The 18,653-nt window shown below is 66.3% G+C and carries 15 protein-coding genes; 10 read left to right on the top strand and 5 right to left on the bottom strand.

Annotated features, from left to right (window positions below):
* Nucleotides 1–13: 13 nt before the first annotated feature.
* A complete protein-coding gene (locus C1N62_RS06165; RefSeq protein WP_137762799.1) occupies nucleotides 14–1,621 on the top strand; it encodes a carbohydrate porin in 1,608 nt (535 codons plus the stop codon).
* A gap of 27 nt (nucleotides 1,622–1,648) precedes the next feature.
* Here the strand turns inward: C1N62_RS06165 and C1N62_RS06170 are convergent, their stop codons facing one another.
* Nucleotides 1,649–2,386, bottom strand: coding sequence for an IclR family transcriptional regulator (locus C1N62_RS06170; protein ID WP_137762800.1), 738 nt, complete (start codon nucleotides 2,384–2,386; stop codon nucleotides 1,649–1,651).
* A 90-nt stretch (nucleotides 2,387–2,476) separates the two neighbouring features.
* Here C1N62_RS06170 and C1N62_RS06175 point away from each other — a divergent pair, with 90 nt between their 5' ends.
* On the top strand, nucleotides 2,477–3,652 hold the full coding sequence (locus C1N62_RS06175; RefSeq protein WP_137762801.1) for an MFS transporter: 1,176 nt from the start codon (nucleotides 2,477–2,479) through the stop codon (nucleotides 3,650–3,652).
* Between the two features lie 84 nt (nucleotides 3,653–3,736).
* Here C1N62_RS06175 and C1N62_RS06180 read toward each other — a convergent pair whose 3' ends face one another.
* Nucleotides 3,737–4,081, bottom strand: coding sequence for a hypothetical protein (locus tag C1N62_RS06180; RefSeq protein ID WP_137762802.1), 345 nt, complete (start codon nucleotides 4,079–4,081; stop codon nucleotides 3,737–3,739).
* Nucleotides 4,082–4,271: 190 nt separating this feature from the next.
* On the opposite strand from C1N62_RS06180, the gene C1N62_RS06185 reads away from it, so the two are divergent.
* The 3 genes from C1N62_RS06185 to C1N62_RS06195 are packed head-to-tail and all read left to right on the top strand — an operon-like array spanning nucleotide 4,272 to nucleotide 8,118.
* Nucleotides 4,272–4,763: a (2Fe-2S)-binding protein gene (locus tag C1N62_RS06185; RefSeq protein WP_137762803.1), complete on the top strand. Its 492-nt coding sequence runs from the start codon at nucleotides 4,272–4,274 to the stop codon at nucleotides 4,761–4,763.
* Nucleotides 4,760–5,758, top strand: a complete 999-nt coding sequence (locus C1N62_RS06190; protein ID WP_137762804.1) for a xanthine dehydrogenase family protein subunit M — start codon at nucleotides 4,760–4,762, stop codon at nucleotides 5,756–5,758. Before C1N62_RS06185 ends, C1N62_RS06190 begins: the two co-directional genes overlap by 4 nt.
* Complete coding sequence (locus C1N62_RS06195) at nucleotides 5,755–8,118, top strand: xanthine dehydrogenase family protein molybdopterin-binding subunit (RefSeq protein WP_137762805.1); 2,364 nt, start codon at nucleotides 5,755–5,757, stop codon at nucleotides 8,116–8,118. The genes C1N62_RS06190 and C1N62_RS06195 overlap by 4 nt, the downstream gene beginning before the upstream one ends.
* Here C1N62_RS06195 and C1N62_RS06200 read toward each other — a convergent pair.
* A complete protein-coding gene (locus C1N62_RS06200) occupies nucleotides 8,115–9,092 on the bottom strand; it encodes an XdhC family protein (RefSeq protein WP_137762806.1) in 978 nt (325 codons plus the stop codon). The two genes, C1N62_RS06195 and C1N62_RS06200, sit on opposite strands and share 4 nt — an antisense overlap.
* Nucleotides 9,093–9,243: 151 nt before the next feature.
* Between C1N62_RS06200 and C1N62_RS06205 the strand changes: the two genes are divergently transcribed.
* On the top strand, nucleotides 9,244–9,804 hold the full coding sequence (locus C1N62_RS06205; RefSeq protein WP_137762807.1) for a flavin reductase family protein: 561 nt from the start codon (nucleotides 9,244–9,246) through the stop codon (nucleotides 9,802–9,804).
* A gap of 15 nt (nucleotides 9,805–9,819) precedes the next feature.
* Here C1N62_RS06205 and C1N62_RS06210 read toward each other — a convergent pair whose 3' ends face one another.
* Complete coding sequence (locus C1N62_RS06210) at nucleotides 9,820–10,212, bottom strand: VOC family protein (RefSeq protein ID WP_137762808.1); 393 nt, start codon at nucleotides 10,210–10,212, stop codon at nucleotides 9,820–9,822.
* A gap of 202 nt (nucleotides 10,213–10,414) precedes the next feature.
* On the opposite strand from C1N62_RS06210, the gene C1N62_RS06215 reads away from it, so the two are divergent.
* The 3 genes from C1N62_RS06215 (at nucleotide 10,415) to C1N62_RS06225 (ending at nucleotide 16,375) form a co-directional block, all read left to right on the top strand.
* A complete protein-coding gene (locus tag C1N62_RS06215; protein WP_137762809.1) occupies nucleotides 10,415–12,211 on the top strand; it encodes a thiamine pyrophosphate-requiring protein in 1,797 nt (598 codons plus the stop codon).
* 51 nt (nucleotides 12,212–12,262) lie between these two features.
* The gene (locus C1N62_RS06220; protein ID WP_137762810.1) at nucleotides 12,263–14,692 is read left to right on the top strand and encodes a membrane-bound PQQ-dependent dehydrogenase, glucose/quinate/shikimate family; all 2,430 of its coding nucleotides are present in this window, start codon (nucleotides 12,263–12,265) and stop codon (nucleotides 14,690–14,692) included.
* A 138-nt stretch (nucleotides 14,693–14,830) separates the two neighbouring features.
* Nucleotides 14,831–16,375: a PAS domain-containing methyl-accepting chemotaxis protein gene (locus C1N62_RS06225; RefSeq protein WP_137762811.1), complete on the top strand. Its 1,545-nt coding sequence runs from the start codon at nucleotides 14,831–14,833 to the stop codon at nucleotides 16,373–16,375.
* A 38-nt stretch (nucleotides 16,376–16,413) separates the two neighbouring features.
* On the opposite strand, the gene C1N62_RS06230 is transcribed toward C1N62_RS06225, so the two are convergent.
* A complete protein-coding gene (locus C1N62_RS06230; RefSeq protein ID WP_168195820.1) occupies nucleotides 16,414–16,809 on the bottom strand; it encodes a YgiW/YdeI family stress tolerance OB fold protein in 396 nt (131 codons plus the stop codon).
* 350 nt (nucleotides 16,810–17,159) lie between these two features.
* On the opposite strand from C1N62_RS06230, the gene ansP reads away from it, so the two are divergent.
* Nucleotides 17,160–18,629 (top strand): L-asparagine permease, encoded by a 1,470-nt coding sequence (ansP, locus tag C1N62_RS06235; RefSeq protein WP_137762813.1) that lies wholly within the window; start codon nucleotides 17,160–17,162, stop codon nucleotides 18,627–18,629.
* The last annotated feature ends 24 nt before the right edge of the window (nucleotides 18,630–18,653 follow it).

Below are 18,653 nucleotides of genomic sequence, written 5' to 3' on the forward strand. Positions count from 1 at the left end.
CACGGATGACCCTATGCGTAACAGTGCGTTTTACGTCGCGTTCGCCTGCGCGGCGGCGCTGCCGGCCGCTGCCGCCAGCGCTCCCCTGACCATTGAACAACGGCTGGCGCTGCTGGAGCAGCGCCTCAACCGCGCCGAACAGCAGGCGCACGCGGCGCAGCAGCGTGCCGAGGCCGCCGAGCGGCAGACCGCCCGTGCCGAGCAGCGCGCGCTGGCGGCAGAGCAGAAGATGGGCGCGCTGGAGAGCCGCACCGAGCGCGTGGAGGCCAGGGCCGCGGTGCCGCCCGCGCCCGCCAAGGCACCGTCCGATCCGGTGAACGATTTCCAGTTCACCGGCTACGCCCGCGCCGGGATGCTGGTCAACAGCAGCGGGCAGGGCGCGCGCGGCGGGCCGGGCATCTCACCCGCCAGCTCCATCGGCGGCGACGCCCACATTGGCCGCTTGGGCAATGAGAAGGATAACTATGTCGAGCTGGGCTTTATCAACAACATGCACTTCCGCGACGGCAGCTGGGCGCGTTTCCGGGCGATGGTGGCGGATGGCGCGACCAACCCCGACCCCTGGGTGCAGGACAATGACAGTCACCACATGAACGTGCGCCAAATTTATGTAGAGATGGGCGACCTGCCGGGCTTCAGCGGCCCGGCGCAGCACGCCACCCTCTGGGCTGGCAAGCGCTTTGACCGTGACAACTTTGATATCCACTTCACCGACAGCGACATCATTTTTCTGGGCGGCACCGGCGGCGGCATCAATGACCTGCAATGGACGCCGCACTGGAAAAGCAACTTCTCGGTGTATGCGCGCAACTTCGGCGATCTGGGCAGTGACCGCTATAGCGACAGCGACGTGCAGAACCTGATGTTCAACGTCAGCAACTTCTACGACAACTGGCAACTGATGCTGACCGGCATGAGCGCGCAGGGCAATGACGCGCTGAAAGACCACACCTCCACCACCGGCAGCTACGCGATGCGCAGCGATAACAGCGCCACCCACGGCCTCTACGCCATGCTGGCCTACCGGGACAAGACGCGCTTCTACGGGCTGGCGCCGGGTAACTCCGAGAGCGCGCTGCAACTGGGCAACGGGCTGGGGGCCGAGGCGCGCCAGCCGGGCAGCGACGGCGATCTGACGGAGAACGCCAAAACCCTGCGCTTCGCCTCCTACGGCATTGTGCCGGTCAGCAAAAACTGGTCGCTGGCGCCGTCGGTGATTGCCCAGCACAGTGAGGATCGCTACCGCGACGGCGACCGCTATGACTGGGCGACCTTCAACCTGCGCGCCTCGCAGGCGCTGACGCACAACTTCGCGCTGCTGTATGAGGCATCGTGGCAGTACATGGATCTCAAGCCGAATGGCCGCACCTATCAGGATAACGGCGCGGTCTACCGCTATCAGGCGGTGAAGGGCGATCTCTATAAGCTGACCTTCGCCCCCACCTTCAAGGTCGGTGACGTGTTTGACATCAAGGCACGGCCGGAGATCCGCCTCTTCGCCACCTACATGAACTGGGACACGTCGCTGGATGGCTACGCGCTAAACGACGACTTCGGCAGCGTCGGCTTTACCGCTGGCGGCACCTGGAACTTCGGCATCCAGACCGAGATCTGGTTCTGACCCCCGCCCCGGCGGCCACCCGCCGGGCTACTGCCCCGCCAGCGCCTCAATCTCTGCCTTGCACTGCACCAGCGCCCGCAGCAACTCTTCGGCCTGTGCCGCAAACCGGTAGGCGGGCACCGCCAGTGACAGCGCATAGCGCGCACTGCCCGCCGTCACCAGCGCCACTCCCAGCCCGCACACGCCGCCCGCGTGCTCCTCCTCATCCTGCGCGTAGCCCCGGCGCTGGATCAGCGCCAGCTCCGCCCGCAGCGCGGCAGGTTCACACAGGGTGCGGGCGGTGCGCCGCTCCAACGTGCCGCTGAGCAGCGCAGCTTGCTCCGCCGTTGGCAGGGCCGCCAGCAGCGCCTTGCCGTGGGCGGTGGTGTGGATCGGGAAGGCGGTGCCGATGGGGGAGACGACGCGCAGCTCCTGATCGCAGGGGTACTGGTCTACGGAGATGGCGTGCAGGCCGCGGAACACGCAGAGATCCACCGTCTCACGGGTGCGGCGGCCGAGCGCCTCAATGCAGGGGCGGGCGAGGGCAGTGACATCCGTGTGGGCCGCCGCTGCCAGCCGCGCCATCGCCGGGCCAAGGCTGACGCCCCCGCTGCCCTGGCTGACAAATTGCTGGGCCTCCAGCGAGGCCACCAGCCGGTGCACCGTGGTGCGCGGCAGGCCGCTGAGGCGTGCCAGTTGCGACAGGCTCACGCCGTGCGGCTGCGTCTCCAGTACCTTCAGCAGCGCGGCGGCGCGGGCAATCACGCCCGATTCAGTGTCGGCCATTGGCCCTCCTTGTTGACTTTTTTAGCAGGCAAGGCACACTTATACCATTATTCGGAACAGATATCCACTATTCGGACAGGATGGACACCCATGTCGTCACAACCCTTGCCCCATACCGTTTCACCCGCCCTGTGCGCCAGCGGGGCCTTCACCCTGCTGGCGATAGCCTGCCTGACCATCATGGTCGGCTGCGTGATTGTGCCGGGCCTGACCGAGATTGCCGCGCGCTTGGGCGTCGGGCAGGCCGCCGGCTGGCTGGTGACGGTGCCGTCGCTGGGCGTGGTGCTGCTCGGGCCGCTGGCGGGGTGGTGCATCGCGCGCCTTGGCAACTACCGTGCGCTGGGCTGGGGGCTGTTTGCCTATGGCCTGCTGGGGGCGGGGGGCGTGCTGCTGGAGGGTGCGCCGTTGATCTTCGCCGATCGCTTCCTGCTCGGCGGCGCGACGGCTGTGGTGATGGCCGCGGGCACCGGGCTGCTCTCCCACTTCTACCACGGCCCGGCGCGGCTGGCGATGATGGCGCGGCAGGGGATGGCGATTGAGCTGGGCGGGGTGATCTTCCTGTTCATTGGCGGCCTGCTGGCCACACTGGGCTGGCGCTGGCCATTCGCGCTCTATCTGGTCGCCTGGCTGCTGCTAGTCATGTTGCGGCTCTGGGTGCCGCGCCCGCCGGAGGCCACGCCGGTGGCGGCCGGGCACGGCGGCAACGCGCGGCTGTGGGCGGTGCACGGCGCGGCGCTCTGCTCAATGATCAGCTTTTTTACCGGCGTCATCACCCTGCCAGCGCACCTGCACCACCTTGGTCTGGCACCCGCGCAGATCGGCAGTTTCCTCGCCTTTGTGTCGCTGGTGGCGGTAGGCGCGGCCTGGCTGATGCCGCGCACGGCCACGCGGCTAGGTGAGCACGGCGCGCTGGCGCTGGCCTTTGTGGCTTACGCCGCCGCCCACGCGCTGTTTGCGCTGGCTTACGCCGCCGCCCACGCGCTGTTTGCGCTGGCTGGCACGCTGCCGCTGTTTATTGCCGGCGGGGTGCTGATGGGGCTGGGCTTCGGGCTGTCAGTACCGCTCGCCAACCATCTGGTGGTGGAGCGCAGCCCGGCAGCCACCCGCGGCACCCAGCTGGCACGCCTGTCGATGGCCATCTTCTCCGGCCAATTCCTCGCCTCTTTCATGGCCTTCATGCCCACCCAAGGCGGCGGTGCCTTCTGGCTGGCCGCCCTGCTGGCACTGGCCGCCGCCGCCATCCTGCCCTGGCGGATACGGGGTTAACGTAGACCCCATACTTAAAGGTGGGGCGTAGGGCGAGCGCAGGAGGATACAGGGGAGGGAGCAGGCGCAGAGCGCGCCTGACCCTTACGCCTCGTCCAAACCGCTGGCCAGCTCATCCAGCGCAATCTCGCGCGATGGCGCGCCCTCCAGCGACTCATTCAGCTCTTCACTCAGATCCGGCAGGCTGGTGAACTGCCCATCCAAAAACAGGAAGGTCAGTTTGCGCTCCACGTCGGCCAGCAGCGCGTTGGCGTCGGGCAGGCCGTGGCCCTCGGTCTTGTCGCCGTCCAGCAGATAGTGCAGGCCATCCGGCTCCTGCTCCACCAGCCCGAGGTCAATCAGGTGCTGGTCACCGTTGCGCGCCAACACATGGTTTTCCGCCAGATAGAGGGTGTAGTAGCGGCGCTGGTTTTGGTCAGGGTGTGCCATGGGTAAACTCCGTTGTCAGGGGTAAATCTATGATTGTAGTGCAAGGATCGCCTCCCCGGCGGGTAGGAAACGTCCGCTTATACTGTGCCGACTGGCTCTCTGCCGATTTACCGCAATACTTATAGGGGTAAAAACCCTTACTGGCGACAGGCCCGGCCTGCCGCCTTTGTGTATTGACCAGGAGGCCATCATGGCGCAGCAACAGCCTTTACGGCTCAGGATCAACGGCGAGGAGATTGCCCTTACCCTCGACTCACGCGTCACCCTGCTTGACGCCCTGCGAGAATATGCCGGGCTGACCGGCGCGAAAAAGGGGTGCGATCAGGGGCAGTGCGGTGCCTGCACCGTTCATGTCAACGGCGAGCGGGTGCTGAGCTGCCTGACGCTGGCCGCTCAGGCGGAGGGGCAGGAGATCACCACCATCGAGGGGCTGGCCGCCCCGGACGGCACCCTGAATGCGGTGCAGCAAGCCTTTTTGGCCCATGATGCCTTCCAGTGCGGCTACTGTACGCCGGGGCAGATCATGTCGGCGGTGGCCTGTATCCGCGAGGGGCACGCTGGCTCTGACGAGGAGATCCGCGAATACATGAGCGGCAACCTCTGCCGCTGCGGTGCCTACACCCACATCGTCGCCGCGGTACGTGAGGCGGCCGAGACCCTGACCCACGGGAGGCTGGCATGAGGGCATTTGACTACCAGCGCGCCAGCGACCTTGACGCCGCACAACAGGGAGCTGACCAGCCCGACACGCGTTTTTTGGCGGGCGGTACCACCCAGCTTGACCTGATGAAGTGCGAGGTGGAGCGCCCGGCGCGGCTGGTGGATATCAGCCACCTGCCGGGGCTGGACGCCATCCACATCACCCACGACCACCTGCTGCTGGGCGCACTGGCGAAGATGAGCCACGTCGCTGACCACCCGCAGGTGCGTGACGCCGCCCCGGCGCTGGCGGACAGCCTGTCGCTGGCCGCCTCGGCGCAACTGCGCAACATGGCGACGCTGGGCGGCAACCTGTTGCAGCGTACCCGGTGCAGCTACTTCCGTGACCCGCAGGGCTACAGCGCCTGCAACAAGCGCCAGCCTGGCTCCGGCTGTGCCGCGATGGATGGCGTCAACCGCAACCATGCGGTGCTCGGCACCAGCGCCCACTGCATCGCCACCTATCCCGGCGATCTGGCGGTGGCGCTGACCGCCTTTGACGCCGAGCTGCACCTGCGCGCGGTGGATGGCACGGTGCGCCAGGTGCCGATCGCAAGCTTCTTCTGGCTGCCCGGCGATCGGCCGGACATTGAGCATGACCTGTCGCCCGGCGAGCTGATCACCGCGATTGAGATCCCGGCCAGCGCCGCCCTGCGTCGCTCCCACTACCTGAAGGTGCGTGACCGCGCCTCCTACGAGTTTGCCGCCGCCAGCGCCGCCGTCGGGCTGGATCTGGCGGAGGATGGCCGCACCATCCGCGAGGCGCGTGTCGCGCTCGGCGGTGTGGCGACCGTGCCGTGGCGCGCCCGTGAGGTGGAGCAGGCGTTGCAGGGCCAGCCGCTGGAGGAGGCGGTGCTGCGCCGCGCCGCCGAGCTGGCCACGCAGGGGGCGGTTGCCCACGCTCACAACGGCTACAAAATCACCCTGATCCCGCGCGTTATCGCACGCGCGCTGATGACCGCTGGAGGCCTGGCATGAGCCATACCGATCAACCGCGCCGCGAGCTGGAAGCTGGCGCTGAGACCCTGACCCCGCCGGCTGCCGCCAGCGAGACCCTGACGCCGCCAGCCCCGACCCAGACACCGGCCCGCCCGCTGGAGGCGCTGGGCGAGAAGCGCCCGCGTCTGGAGGGCAACCTGAAGGTGCAGGGCGCGGCGCGCTACGCCTTCGAGCACCAGCCCGAGGATCTGCTGTTCGGTGTGGTGGTGAACGCCACCGTGCCGCATGGCCGCATCACCGCCATGCACATTGAGGAGGCGAAACAGGCCCCCGGCGTGCAGGCAGTGCTGACCCACCTCGACAAGCTGGAACTCAACCCCGGCACGCCGTTTAACAGCGGCGGCTCGGCGGCTTCTAAATATGTGCCGTTGCAGAGCGAGGTGGTGCGCTGGAACGGCCAGCACATCGCGCTGGTGGTGGCGGAGACGCTGGAGCAGGCCACCGAGGCCGCCGCGCTGGTGCGGGCCGAGTACGCGCCAGAGCCAGCGCTGATTGACCCGGATGACCCGCAGGCGCGGCCGGAGCCGGTGGAGGCGCTGGACGTCGAGTGGGGACAGGCGCATCAGGCGATGGCGGCCGCGCCGGTGCGGGTACACGGCGTCTACACCACGCCGCGCGAGTACAACTCGCCGATTGAGCTGCATGGCTGCATCGCCCAGTGGCAGGATGAGATCCTGACGGTCTGGGAGCCGAGCCAGTGGGTCGGCGGCGAGCGCAACACCATCGCCGAGTGGTTCGGGCTGGAGGTGGAGCGGGTGCGGGTGATCTCGCCCTACGTCGGCGGCGGGTTCGGCTGCAAGGCCACGCCGCACGGCCATGTGGCGCTGGCCTGCCTCGCCACCCGCCTGCTGCACCGCCCGGTGAAGGTGGTGCTGACCCGGCCGCAGACCTTCACCGGCTACGGCGGGCGGCCGCGTACCCATCAGGCGCTGTCACTGGGCGCTGACCACGACGGCAAGCTGCTGGCGATTGTCCATGATGGCTGGAACGAGACGTCGATCGAGGATACCCACCAAGAGCCGAGCAACTCGGTGACGCCGCTGATGTACGCCTGCGACAACGTCTTCTCGCGCCACCGGCTGGTGCGGGTGCACACCGTCAACCCCGGCTGGATGCGCGCGCCGGGCGAGAACCCCAGCACCTATGCGCTGGAGACGGCGATGGATGAGCTGGCGCACGCGCTGGCGATGGATCCGCTGGAGTTGCGGCTGCGCAACTGGGCCGATCAAGACCCGCAGGAGAAGCTGCCGTGGAGCAGCCGCCGCCTGCGCGAGGCCTATCAGGCCGGGGCCGAGGCCTTCGGCTGGGCGCAGCGTGACCCGGCACCGCGTTCCATGCGCCGTGGGCGCGAGCTGGTGGGCTGGGGCATGGCGGCGGGCACCTACCCGGTGCACCGCACGCCGGGCGAGGCGCGCATCATCGTTGACCGCCACGGGCAGCTGACGGTGCAGAGCAGCGGTGCGGATATCGGCACCGGCACCTACACCATCTTGGCGCAGACCGCCGCCGAGGTGTTGCAGGTGCCCTCCTCAGATATCAAGGTGGAGCTGGGCGACACCCGCCTGCCGCGCGCGCCGGTGGCCGGTGGCTCGCAACTGGCGAACCTGCTGACCGGCGCGGTGCACAAAACCGCGCTGAAGGTACGGGAGATGCTGGTGAACCTGGCGGTCACCACGCCCAACTCGCCGTTGCAGGGCCAGCCGCCGGAGGCAGTAACGCTGGCGGCCGGTGGGCTGCACGCCGACGGGCGTACCCTCAGCTTCGGCACCCTGCTGGCGCTGGCGAACCACGATGAGCTGGTGGTGCATCAGGACACCTTCGAACCGGACGCCACCGAGCAGGATCGTGACACCGCCGACCGTACGGCCACCCTGATGAAGGGGGCGACCGATGTGAATGGCGTCTCCGCCCACAGCTGGTGCGCCCACTTTGTCGAGGTGGCGGTGGATGAGGATTTCGGCACCGTGCGCGTGCGGCGGGTGGTGAGCGCCTTCGACTGCGGTCGGCTCTACAACCCGACGCTGGCGGAGAGCCAGTGGATCGGCGGCATCGTGATGGGCATTGGTCAGGCGCTGCTGGAGGAGGGAATGGTTGACCCGCGCGACGGGCGCATCCTCAACGCCAACCTGGCTGACTATCTGGTGGCGGTCAACGCGGACATCCCGGAGATCCAGACCATTAACGTCGGTGAGCCAGATCCGCTGGCGAGCGCGCTGGGCGGCAAGACCATCGGCGAGGTGGGGATTGTCGGCGTGGCAGCGGCGATCAGCAATGCTGTGTTCCACGCCACCGGCAAGCGGGTACGTGACCTGCCGATCACCCTCGACAAACTGCTCTAACCCCCCAGGCCGACGTGGCGGTTCTTGTGCGCCACCACGTCGGCCATCACCGCCAGCGCAATCTCGGCTGGCGTCTTGCTGCCAATATCCAACCCAATCGGCGCATGTACCCGCGCCAGCTCCTGCTCGGTCAGCCCGGCGATGCGTTGCAGCCGCTCGCGCCGGTTGCGGCTGTTTTTCATCGATCCCATCGCGCCGATATAGAACGCCTCGGTCTGTACCGCCTCCATCAGCGTCAGGTCATCCAGCCGGGGATCGTGGGTCAGCGCCACCACCGCCGTCTGGGCGTGGCAGCCACCCTGTTCAATAAATTTCGCCGGGAAACGCCGCTCCAGCAGCACCCCCTCCGGCAGCTGCGGCGCGAGGTTTTCCAGCTCCTCCTCACGCGGCTCGCACACCACCGTCTCGAACCCCAGCGCCACCGCAAAACCGGCGCAGTAGAGCGCCACCGGCGACAGGCCAGCGACAATCAGCCGTGGCGCGGCGGCGATATGCAGCGTCAGCAGGTCGCCGTCACGCGCCACGCCGGTGGCCGGCGGCTGGTCGCTCAGGGTGAGGGCATGGCAGGCACCCGGCAGGCGCAGGGATTTGGTCAGCGCGCCGTGGCCAGCCAGCGCGGTGGCAAGCTGCCCCAGATAGTGGGCGCTGTCGGCGTTGCACGGCAGGTACTCAATCAAAATATCCAGCACCCCGCCGCACGGCAGCGCGCGGTTGGGCGTCAGGCCGCCGTCGCCGTAGCGCACCACCTGGCTGGGCTGGCGGAACTCACCGGCGCGCAGCCGGGCGATGAAGTCCTCCTCCACGCAGCCGCCGGAGAGCGAGCCGCTGTAGCGGCCATCGGCGGTGGCGGCCAGCAGCGCGCCGGGCGAGCGTGGCGAGGAGCCGAAGGTGGCGAGCACGGTGCACAACCACACCGGCTGGTGGCCGATCCACGCCTGCGCCTGGCGTGCGACCGACAGATCAAGACTTTGCATAGGCCATCCTGTTGATTCATTGGCGGGGAAAGGAGGGTTAATTATGGTTGCGGTTGGCGGAAAGGGAAATGCCCGGCCGCACTTTGCAGCCACGGCGGTTTTCGGCTAAGCCTAAGGGGCGGCGGCGGGCCGCGTATTGAAGGAACCTGTGATGCCACGCCATCCCCATAAAGCGGCCTTTCCGGTGAGTGAGGCGCGCCGTTACCTGGAGCCGGGGCCGATTGTGCTGATCTCCTCCTGCTGGCAGGGCGAACGCAACATCATGACGCTGGGCTGGCACACCATCCTGGCCTTCACGCCGTCGCTGGTGGGCTGCATGATCGCCAGCGGCAACCACAGCCACGACCTGATCCGCCATAGCCGCGAGTGCGTGATCAACCTGCCGACCACCGCGCTGACCGACACCGTGGTCGGCATCGGCAACACCAGCGGCGCGGATCTGGATAAGTTCGACCACTTCCACCTCACCGCCCGGCCCGCCACGCAGGTGGGCGCACCGCTGATTGACGAGTGCCACGCCAGCTTCGAGTGCCGGTTGGTAGAGGACGCGCTGGTCAAACGCTACAGCTTCTTTGTGTTTGAGATTGTGCAAGCGCACGTCGCCCCGACCCCCAAACACCCGGAGACCCTGCACTACACCGGCGACGGGGTATTTATGGTCGCCGGTAAGGTAATCAGCCGCCGCGGGTTATTTCGGCCGGAGATGCTATAGGGGAGTGAATAACGCTCAGGCTGGCGGCCAGGGCCGCTGCTGGATCACTGTGCGATAGCCGTCCGGGTCGAGGTAGGTGCGCCCGGCGGCGTCCCAGTAAGGGTTGAATGCCGCCACCGGCTGGAAGCCTGCTTGCATCATGGCAGCGCAGCGCGCCTGCCACTCGGTGGCGTCAGGCACATAGAGCACCAGCAGATCCTCCGCGCCCGGCCCCGGTATCACCGGATGGTGCTGGCAGTGGGTAAACTCCAGATGCCAGGCCGCGCCAGGGTAGCCGAGCATCACGCCGCTGAAGCCCTCATGGTCACGAAACTCGCCCAGCAGCGCCAGCCCAAGGCCATGCTGGTAGAGTGCGCGGCTCTGCGCCAGGTCGCTGACTGGCCGGGCGATACGCAAGGTAGGGATCATTCTGTCTCTCCATGATGGCTGTTTTCCTCAACCTACCACAGTTTTTCTGCCCATTGTCATGGTGTGTTTAGACACACTCCCTTACGCATTCCGCAGGTGACCTTCGGCCGGGCCGCGACGCAGGCTGGCGTTAAATACACTATGTTTAAGGCTCATCAATGGGCTACGGCCCGGTGGAGTGGCCAGCAGAGGAGGAGCGACGATGGCGAAACTGACAAGCGATTTTATTGTGGAGCGGCTGAAGGCGTGGGGCGTGACGCGTATCTATGGTTACCCCGGCGATGGCATCAATGGCGTGCTGGGGGCGTTGCAGCGTGCCGAGAAAAAGGGGGAGGGGATCGAGTTCATTCAGGTGCGACATGAGGAGATGGCCGCCTTTATGGCGACTGCCCACGCCAAGTTCACCGGCGAGCTGGGCGTCTGCCTCTCCACCGGCGGGCCGGGCGCGACCCACATGATCACCGGGCTGTATGACGCCAAGCAAGACCACGTGCCGGTGCTGGCGATCATCGGACAGGCGGAAAGCACGGCGCGCGGCGCGCACTACCAGCAGGAGATTAACCTCGACCGCATGTTCATGGACGTGGCGGACTTCGTGCAGGAGGCGGCGGCCCCGGCGCAGGTGCGCCATCTGATAGACCGTGGCGTGCGCATCGCCGTGGCGGGCAATGGCGTCACCGCGCTGGTGCTGCCGAAAGATGTGCAGGATGAGCCGTGGGAGGAGCCGAAACAGGCGCACGGCTTTACCCGATCCGGCGCGGGTTACCGTCGCCCGGACGTGGTGCCGCACCAGATTGACCTGCAACAGGCGGCGGATCTGCTCAACGAGGGGCGCAAGGTGGCGATGCTGATCGGCGCGGGCGCGCGCGGGGCGGCGGATGAGGTGATCATGACGGCAGAGGCGCTCGGTGCCGGGGTGGCGAAGGCGCTGCTCGGCAAGGATGTGCTGCCGGATGACCTGCCGTTCGTCACCGGCTCCATCGGCCTGCTCGGCACCAAGCCTTCCTCTGACATGATGGCGGAGTGCGACACCCTGCTGATGATCGGCACCGGCTTCCCGTGGGGCGAGTTCCTGCCGAAGGATGGGCAGGCGCGTGCGGTGCAGATTGACATTGATCCAGGAATGCTCGGCCTGCGCTACCCGGTCGATGTCAACCTGCACGGCGACGCGGCCGCCACCCTGCGCGCGCTGCTGCCGCTGCTGAAGCACAAGCAGGATCGCCGCTGGCAGGATGGCCTGACCAAGCAGATGGAGGAGTGGCGCGAGACGCTCAAGGATCGGGCGATGGCCGAGGCCAAGCCGGTCAACCCGCAGCGCGTGGTGTGGGAGATGTCGCCGCTGCTGCCGAACAACGCCATCATCACCTCGGACTCCGGCTCCTGTGCCAACTGGTTCGCGCGGGACTATCAGGTGAAGGCCGGGCAGCGCGCCTCGCTCTCCGGTGGGCTGGCGTCGATGGGCGCGGCCGTGCCCTATGCCATCGCCGCCAAGTTCGCCCACCCGGATCGCCCGGTGGTGGCGCTGGTGGGCGATGGCGCGATGCAGATGAACAATATGGCGGAGCTGATCACCATCCAGAAGTACTGGCGCCGCTGGGCCAACCCCTGCCTGATCATCTGCGTGTTCAATAATCAGGATCTCAATCAGGTCACCTGGGAGCAGCGGGTGATGGAGGGCAACCCGCGCTACCCGGCCAGCCAGTCGCTGCCGGATGTGCCCTACGCCCAGTTCGCCAACCTGCTCGGCCTGAAGGGCATTTTTGTCGATGAGCCGGAGTCGCTCCAGCCCGCGTGGGCCGAGGCGCTCAGCTCTGACCGCCCGGTGGTGCTGGAGGTGAAAACCGACCCGGAAATCGCGCCGCTGCCGCCGCACATCACGCTGCAACAGGCGAAGTCCTTCACCTCGTCGCTGATCAAGGGTGACCGGGGGGCAGGGCAGGTGATCGCGGACACCGCCCGCCAGTTAATCAATGAAGTGTTGCCGCACAAAGAGAAGTAAACAATAACCCGCCGGCCATGACCGGCGGGACACACCATAAGGGATGGATCTATGTTTCGCAGATGGTTTACCTTTCCTGCCCTCACCGGGGCGGTCATTACCCTGCTTGGCCTGGCGTACCTGCTGCCCGGCGGCTGGCTCGCCTGGCTGGGCGGTACCTGGTACTACGTGATTGCCGGGCTGGCGCTCATCGCCAGCGGCGTGCTGGTGGTGCGCCGCCGCCGCGCCGGGCTGTGGCTCTACCTGCTGGTGTTTGTCGCCAGCATCGCTTGGGCGATCTCTGAGGTGGGGCTGGATGGCTGGCGGCTGATGCCGCGGCTGTTTGCCCCGGCGCTGCTCGGCCTCTGGTGCTGTATGCCGTGGATCACTCGCCCGCTACAGGGCGGCCGTGGGCAGGCGTGGGGCAGCGCGGCGGTCTACCTGCTGGCGGTCGCGGGTATCTTCTGGGGCGGCTGGCACATCAGTGACACCCGCTTCGTGCACCCGGAATCGCTCACCCTGACGCCGCCGCCCGCCAGCGACGCGCAGGAGCAGAGCGAGTGGCGCTACTATGGCCGCACGCCGGCCGGCGATCGCTACTCGCCGCTGGCGCAGATCACGCCCGCCAACGTCAGTAAGCTGCAACCGGCGTGGGCGTTCCACACCGGCGACCTGCCGCGCGAGGGCGAGGCCAGTGCCGGGCGTGAGTTCAATGATGAGGTGACGCCGATCCACGTCGGTGACCGCCTCTATATCTGTACGCCGCACCGTGAGGTGATCGCGCTTGATGACACCAGCGGCAAGGAGCTGTGGCGCTTCAATCCGCACGCCGATACCAGTGCCAACTCCTATCTGGCCTGCCGTGGTGTGGCCTACTACGCCACGCCAGCGGCCAGCGCCCCGGCCAACGGCGCGCCGCAGCCAGGTGACTGCCCGCGCCGCATCCTCACCACCACCAGCGACGCGCGTCTGGTGGCGCTGGATGCCGACAGCGGCAAGCCCTGCGCCTCCTTCGGCCAGCAGGGCTACGTCAGCCTGACCGACCAGATGGGGCCGGTGCCACCGGGCTTCCACTTCATCACCTCGCAGCCGATGGTGATGCATGACCGCATCGTGCTGGGCGGCTGGATCTATGACAATCAGGCGCAGGGTGAGCCGTCGGGCGTAGTGCGCGCCTACGATCCGCGCAGCGGCAAACTGGCGTGGGCCTGGGATCTCGGCAAGCAGAACCCGACCGCGCCGTTGCAGCCGGGCGAAGAGTACACGCGCGGCACGCCAAACGGCTGGGGCACCTACACCGCCGACCCGGCGCTGGGGCTGATCTACATCCCGCTCGGCAACGCCACGCCGGACTACTATGGCGCGAACCGTCGGCCGTTCGACGACCGCTACTCCAGTTCGCTGGTGGCGCTGGACGTTGACAGCGGGCAGGAGCGCTGGCACTTCCAGACCGTGCACCATGACGTCTGGGACTTCGACGTGCCGATTGGGCCATCGCTGGTTGACCTGCCCGGCCCGGATGGCCAGACCATCCCGGCACTGGTGCAGACCACCAAGATGGGCCAGCTGTTTATGCTGGATCGCCGCACCGGCAAGCCGCTGGCGAAGGTGGAGGAGAAACCGGTGCCGACCTCGCCGTCGCTGCCGGGTGAGCGCCTCTCCACTACCCAACCCTACTCAACCGGGATGCCTTCGCTGGCACCGCCGGATATCACCGAGCGTGACATGTGGGGCGCAACGCCGATTGATCAGCTGATCTGCCGCGTGCAGTTCCGCAGCTACCGCTATCAGGGGCAATACACCCCGCCAGCGCTCGGCACCAGCATCGCCTATCCGGCCTTTGATGGCGTGCTGGACTGGTATGGCGCGTCGATTGACCCGGTGCACCACCTGCTGATCGCCAACACCAGCTACATCCCGTTCACCATGGAATTGATGCACAGCGAGGAGGCGATCAAGCAGGGGCTGATGAAACCGTGGGCTGGCTGGCAGAGCAAGCAGCCCTATCCGAAGCCGAAGGAGTTTGCCGTTGGCCCGCAGTACGGCACCCCCTATACGGCGGTGGTCAAGCCGTGGCTGACCGCGCTGCGCGCACCATGCAGCGCGCCGCCGTGGGGCAAGCTGGTGGCGATTGACCTGAAAACCCGTCAGATTGCCTGGGAGCGTCCGGTCGGCACCACCCGCGACATGAACGTCTTCGGCACCCACACCAACGCGCCGCTGCCGACCGGCATCTTCTCGATGGGCGGCAACATCGTCACCGGCAGTGGGCTGATCTTCATGGGGGCGACGGCAGACAACTACCTGCGCGCCTTTGATGAGGCGAGCGGCAAGGTGCTGTGGGAGACGCGCCTGCCAGCCGGTGGGCAGGCCACGCCGATGACCTACCGTGGCAAGGATGGCCGTCAGTACGTGGTGATCGCCGCTGGGGGCCACGGCGGCCTTGGCACCGAACCCGGCGACGCCATCATGGCTTACGCGCTGCCCACTACGCAGGGCTGATAGAGAGAGGGAGCCACTGGCTCCCTTTTTTTATCGCCGCCCGCCCGCCCTAAAGTTTTACTGTCCGCTGCCGAAAACAGGTTGTTTATTTTTGACGGAATCGGGGCCACTGCCCCGAAACAGCGAACAGGAGTTCCCATGCGTCATAACCAGCCCGTTACCCAACGCGACTACCCCTTCCCGGACAATGCGACCTTAATGTCCACCACCGATACCCACAGCCGGATCCTCTATGCCAACGATGCCTTTATCAGCATCAGCGGCTTTGAGGCCGAGGAGCTGACCGGCGAGCCGCACAATCTGGTGCGCCACCCGGACATGCCGCCGGAGGCGTTCGCTGACATGTGGGCAACGCTGCAACAGGGCGAGCCGTGGACCGGGCTGGTGAAGAACCGCCGCAAGTGTGGCGATCACTATTGGGTGCGCGCCAACGTCAACCCGGTGATTCGCAATGGCCGGCTGCTGGGCTACATGTCGGTGCGCATCAAGCCGACGCCGGAGGAGGTGCGCGAGGCCGACGCACGCTACCGGGCAATGCGCGAGGGCACGCTGAAAAACCGGCGGATGCACAAAGGCGTGATGCTGGTGACCGGCCTTGGCCGCTGGCGCTCCGCCCTGAAGGTAATGCCGCTGCGCTGGCGCATCCGCTCGCCGCTGCTGGCGCTCTGGCCACTGAGCCTGTTGGGTGCCGGGGCACTGGGGCTGGGCGGCGTCGGGCTGCTTGGCTTTGCCGGGGTGATGGCGCTGCTGCTGGCGCTGGTGAGCGCCTGGCTGGAGGCGCAGATCGCCCGGCCGATGGCGCGGGTGTGCCAACAGGCGATTGACGTGGCGACCGGCGCGAACTACCGCGTGGATCATCTGGATCGGGTGGATGAGATTGGCATGACGCTGCGCGCCATCGGCCAGCTCGGTGTGATGTTCCGCTGGCTGGTGGATGATGTCAGCCATCAGGTGCAGACGGTGCGCCACGCCAGCGATGTGCTGGCCGAGGGCAATGAGGAGTTGAGCCGCCGCACCGACCAGACCGCCGCCAACGTCGAGCAGACCTCCGCCACCATGCACCAGATGACCGCCACGGTGCGCAGCAACACCGCCACCGCTGGCGAGGCCAACCAGCTCTCCAGTTCGGCCAGCGCCGCGGCGGAGCGGGGCGGTGATTCGATGAGCGAGATCGTGCGCATGATGGAGGAGATCGCTGAGAGTTCGAAGAAGATCGGCACCATCACCGGCGTGATTGACAGCATCGCTTTCCAGACCAACATTCTGGCGCTCAACGCGGCAGTCGAGGCGGCGCGCGCTGGCGAGCAGGGCAAGGGCTTTGCCGTGGTGGCTGGCGAGGTGCGCAATCTGGCGCAGCGCAGCGCCACCGCCGCCAGCGAGATCAAGACGCTGATTGACGCCAGCGTCGGCAAGGTGCAGTCAGGCTCGCGCCAGGTGAATGACGCCGGTGACACCATGGAGGATATCGTCAGCCAGGTGAGCAACGTCACCGCGCTTATCGCACGCATCAGCGCCGCGACGGCGGAGCAGGGCACCGGGCTGGATGAGGTGGGCCGGGCGGTGAAGGAGCTGGAGCGCATCACCCAGCAGAACGCGCAGCAGGTGCAGGAGAGTGCCATCTCCTCGGCGCGGATGAAGCAGCAGGTAGCAAGGTTGGGGCAGGCGCTGAGCGTGTTCCGCTAGCCAGCAACGTGGGGGGCGGACGCCCCCCGGTCAGGAGGTTACTGCTTCTCCAGGTGCTCCACGGCCACCATCGTGCTGTTGCCTTTGTGTTTCACCCGGCCACTGATCATCACCAGATCTTCCGGCGTCACTTCGTCGCCGTTCCAGCGCTTCTCATCAACCTGGATGTTGATGGTGCCGGTCTTGTCGCGGAAGTGGTACTGGTTGGTGCCGGACTCCTTGGTGATGTAGCCCTCCAGCGTCACCCACGCGTCCTCGTGCATGGTGCGCGCCAGCTCAATGGTCGCGCCACGCGCATCCTCGGTGCCACGCAGGCCGCTATCATGCTTCTCCTGCGGCGGGGCAGTGCCTTCGGCCTTAAAGCCGCCATTGTCTTCGGCAAATGCCGGCAGGGTCATCAGGGCCAATAGCGCAGCAATGGTCATCTTTTTCATCGGGTGCTCTCCTTGGTCTGCGTCTGGCACGGCCCGACGCTTGTTATGCTTATCTCTAAGCATGGCACAAAGTCCCTGTTTTGCCAGACAAAGTGCGGGAGGCTTCCCGCACTTCTCCCGCACTTGCAACTCTAATTATATGAATATGTGGCATCACATAAATAATCACGATTTATGAATGAGGATTTTTTGCCTCTCACCGCGAGAACAGGTAGGATTCACCGCCGTATTACCGCGTCATCGCGACGGCAACACAACAAAAGAGTAGAGATCGGGCGCTTGCCCACCTGTCGTTGGCAAACGGTTGCCTGGCAGGGGAGAGCGCTGGCAGACAGGAAATTAGGATATCAATGAAATCACATAAGAAATCCGAGAGTACGCGCCATGCCGCCAAGCGCCGCTGGCTGGACTCTCACGAGGACGGCTACCACAAGGGCATGGGCAACCGCCAGGTACAGATGATCGCCATTGGCGGCTCCATCGGCACCGGGCTGTTTTTGGGTGCTGGCGCACGCCTGCAGATGGCCGGGCCATCACTGGCGCTGGTCTACGCAGTCTGTGGCTTGTTCTCCTTCTTCATCCTGCGCGCGCTGGGTGAGCTGGTGATGCACCGCCCGACCAGCGGCAGCTTCGTCTCCTATGCCCGTGAGTTTTTGGGTGAGAAAGCCTCGTTTGTCGCGGGCTGGATGTACTTCCTCAACTGGGCGATGACCGGCATCGTGGACATCACCGCCGTGGCGCTCTACATGCACTATTGGGGCGCGTTTGCCGATGTGCCGCAGTGGATGTTCGCACTGGGCGCGCTGGCGATTGTGGTCACCATGAACATGATTGGCGTGAAGTGGTTCGCCGAGATGGAGTTCTGGTTCGCGCTGATCAAGGTGGCGGCGATTGCGCTGTTCCTGATTGTCGGCACCATCTTCCTCGGTACCGGCAAGCCGCTGGATGGCAACACCACCGGCCTGCATTTGATCTCGGACAATGGCGGGCTGTTCCCGCATGGCCTGCTGCCCGCGCTGGTGCTGGTGCAGGGCGTGGTGTTCGCCTTCGCCGCCGTGGAGCTGGTCGGCACCGCCGCTGGCGAGACCAAGGATCCGAAGAGCGTGCTGCCGAAGGCGATCAACAGCGTTATCTGGCGTATCGCGCTGTTCTACGTTGGCTCCATCGTGCTGCTGGTCTGCCTGCTGCCGTGGAACGCCTATCAGGCGGGCCAAAGCCCGTTCGTCACCTTCTTCAGCAAGCTGGGCGTGCCTTACATCGGCAGCGTGATGAACATCGTGGTACTGACCGCGGCGCTCTCCAGCCTGAACTCCGGCCTCTACTCCACCGGCCGTATCCTGCGCTCGCTGTCGCAGGGTGGCTCCGCGCCGAAGATCATGTCGAAGATGAGCAGCCAGCAGGTGCCGTACGTCGGCATCCTGATCACCGCCTGTGTCTATGTGGTGGGCGTGGTGCTCAACTACTACGTGCCGACGCAGGTGTTTGAGATCGTGCTGAACGTGGCGTCGCTGGGCATCCTCAGCTCCTGGGGCTTCATCATCGTCTGCCAGATGCGCTTCCGCAGTGAAGTGAAGAAGGGCCACGTCGAGGATGTCTCCTTCAAGATGCCGGGCGCGCCCTTTACCTCCTGGCTGACGCTGGCGTTCCTGCTGGGCGTGCTGGTGCTGATGGCGTTCGACTACCCGAACGGCACCTACACCGTGGCGACCCTGCCGGTCATCGGGATCCTGATGGCGCTGGGCTGGGCTGGCCTACGTAAACGCGCGCATGAGATCAATGCCGAGAAGCAGGCGCACGAAGAGCAGCACCTCTCCAGCTAATCGGACGTGCAGACTCTCCCGGAC

This window comes from Nissabacter sp. SGAir0207 (assembly GCF_005491205.1).
GTDB lineage: Bacteria > Pseudomonadota > Gammaproteobacteria > Enterobacterales > Enterobacteriaceae > Chimaeribacter.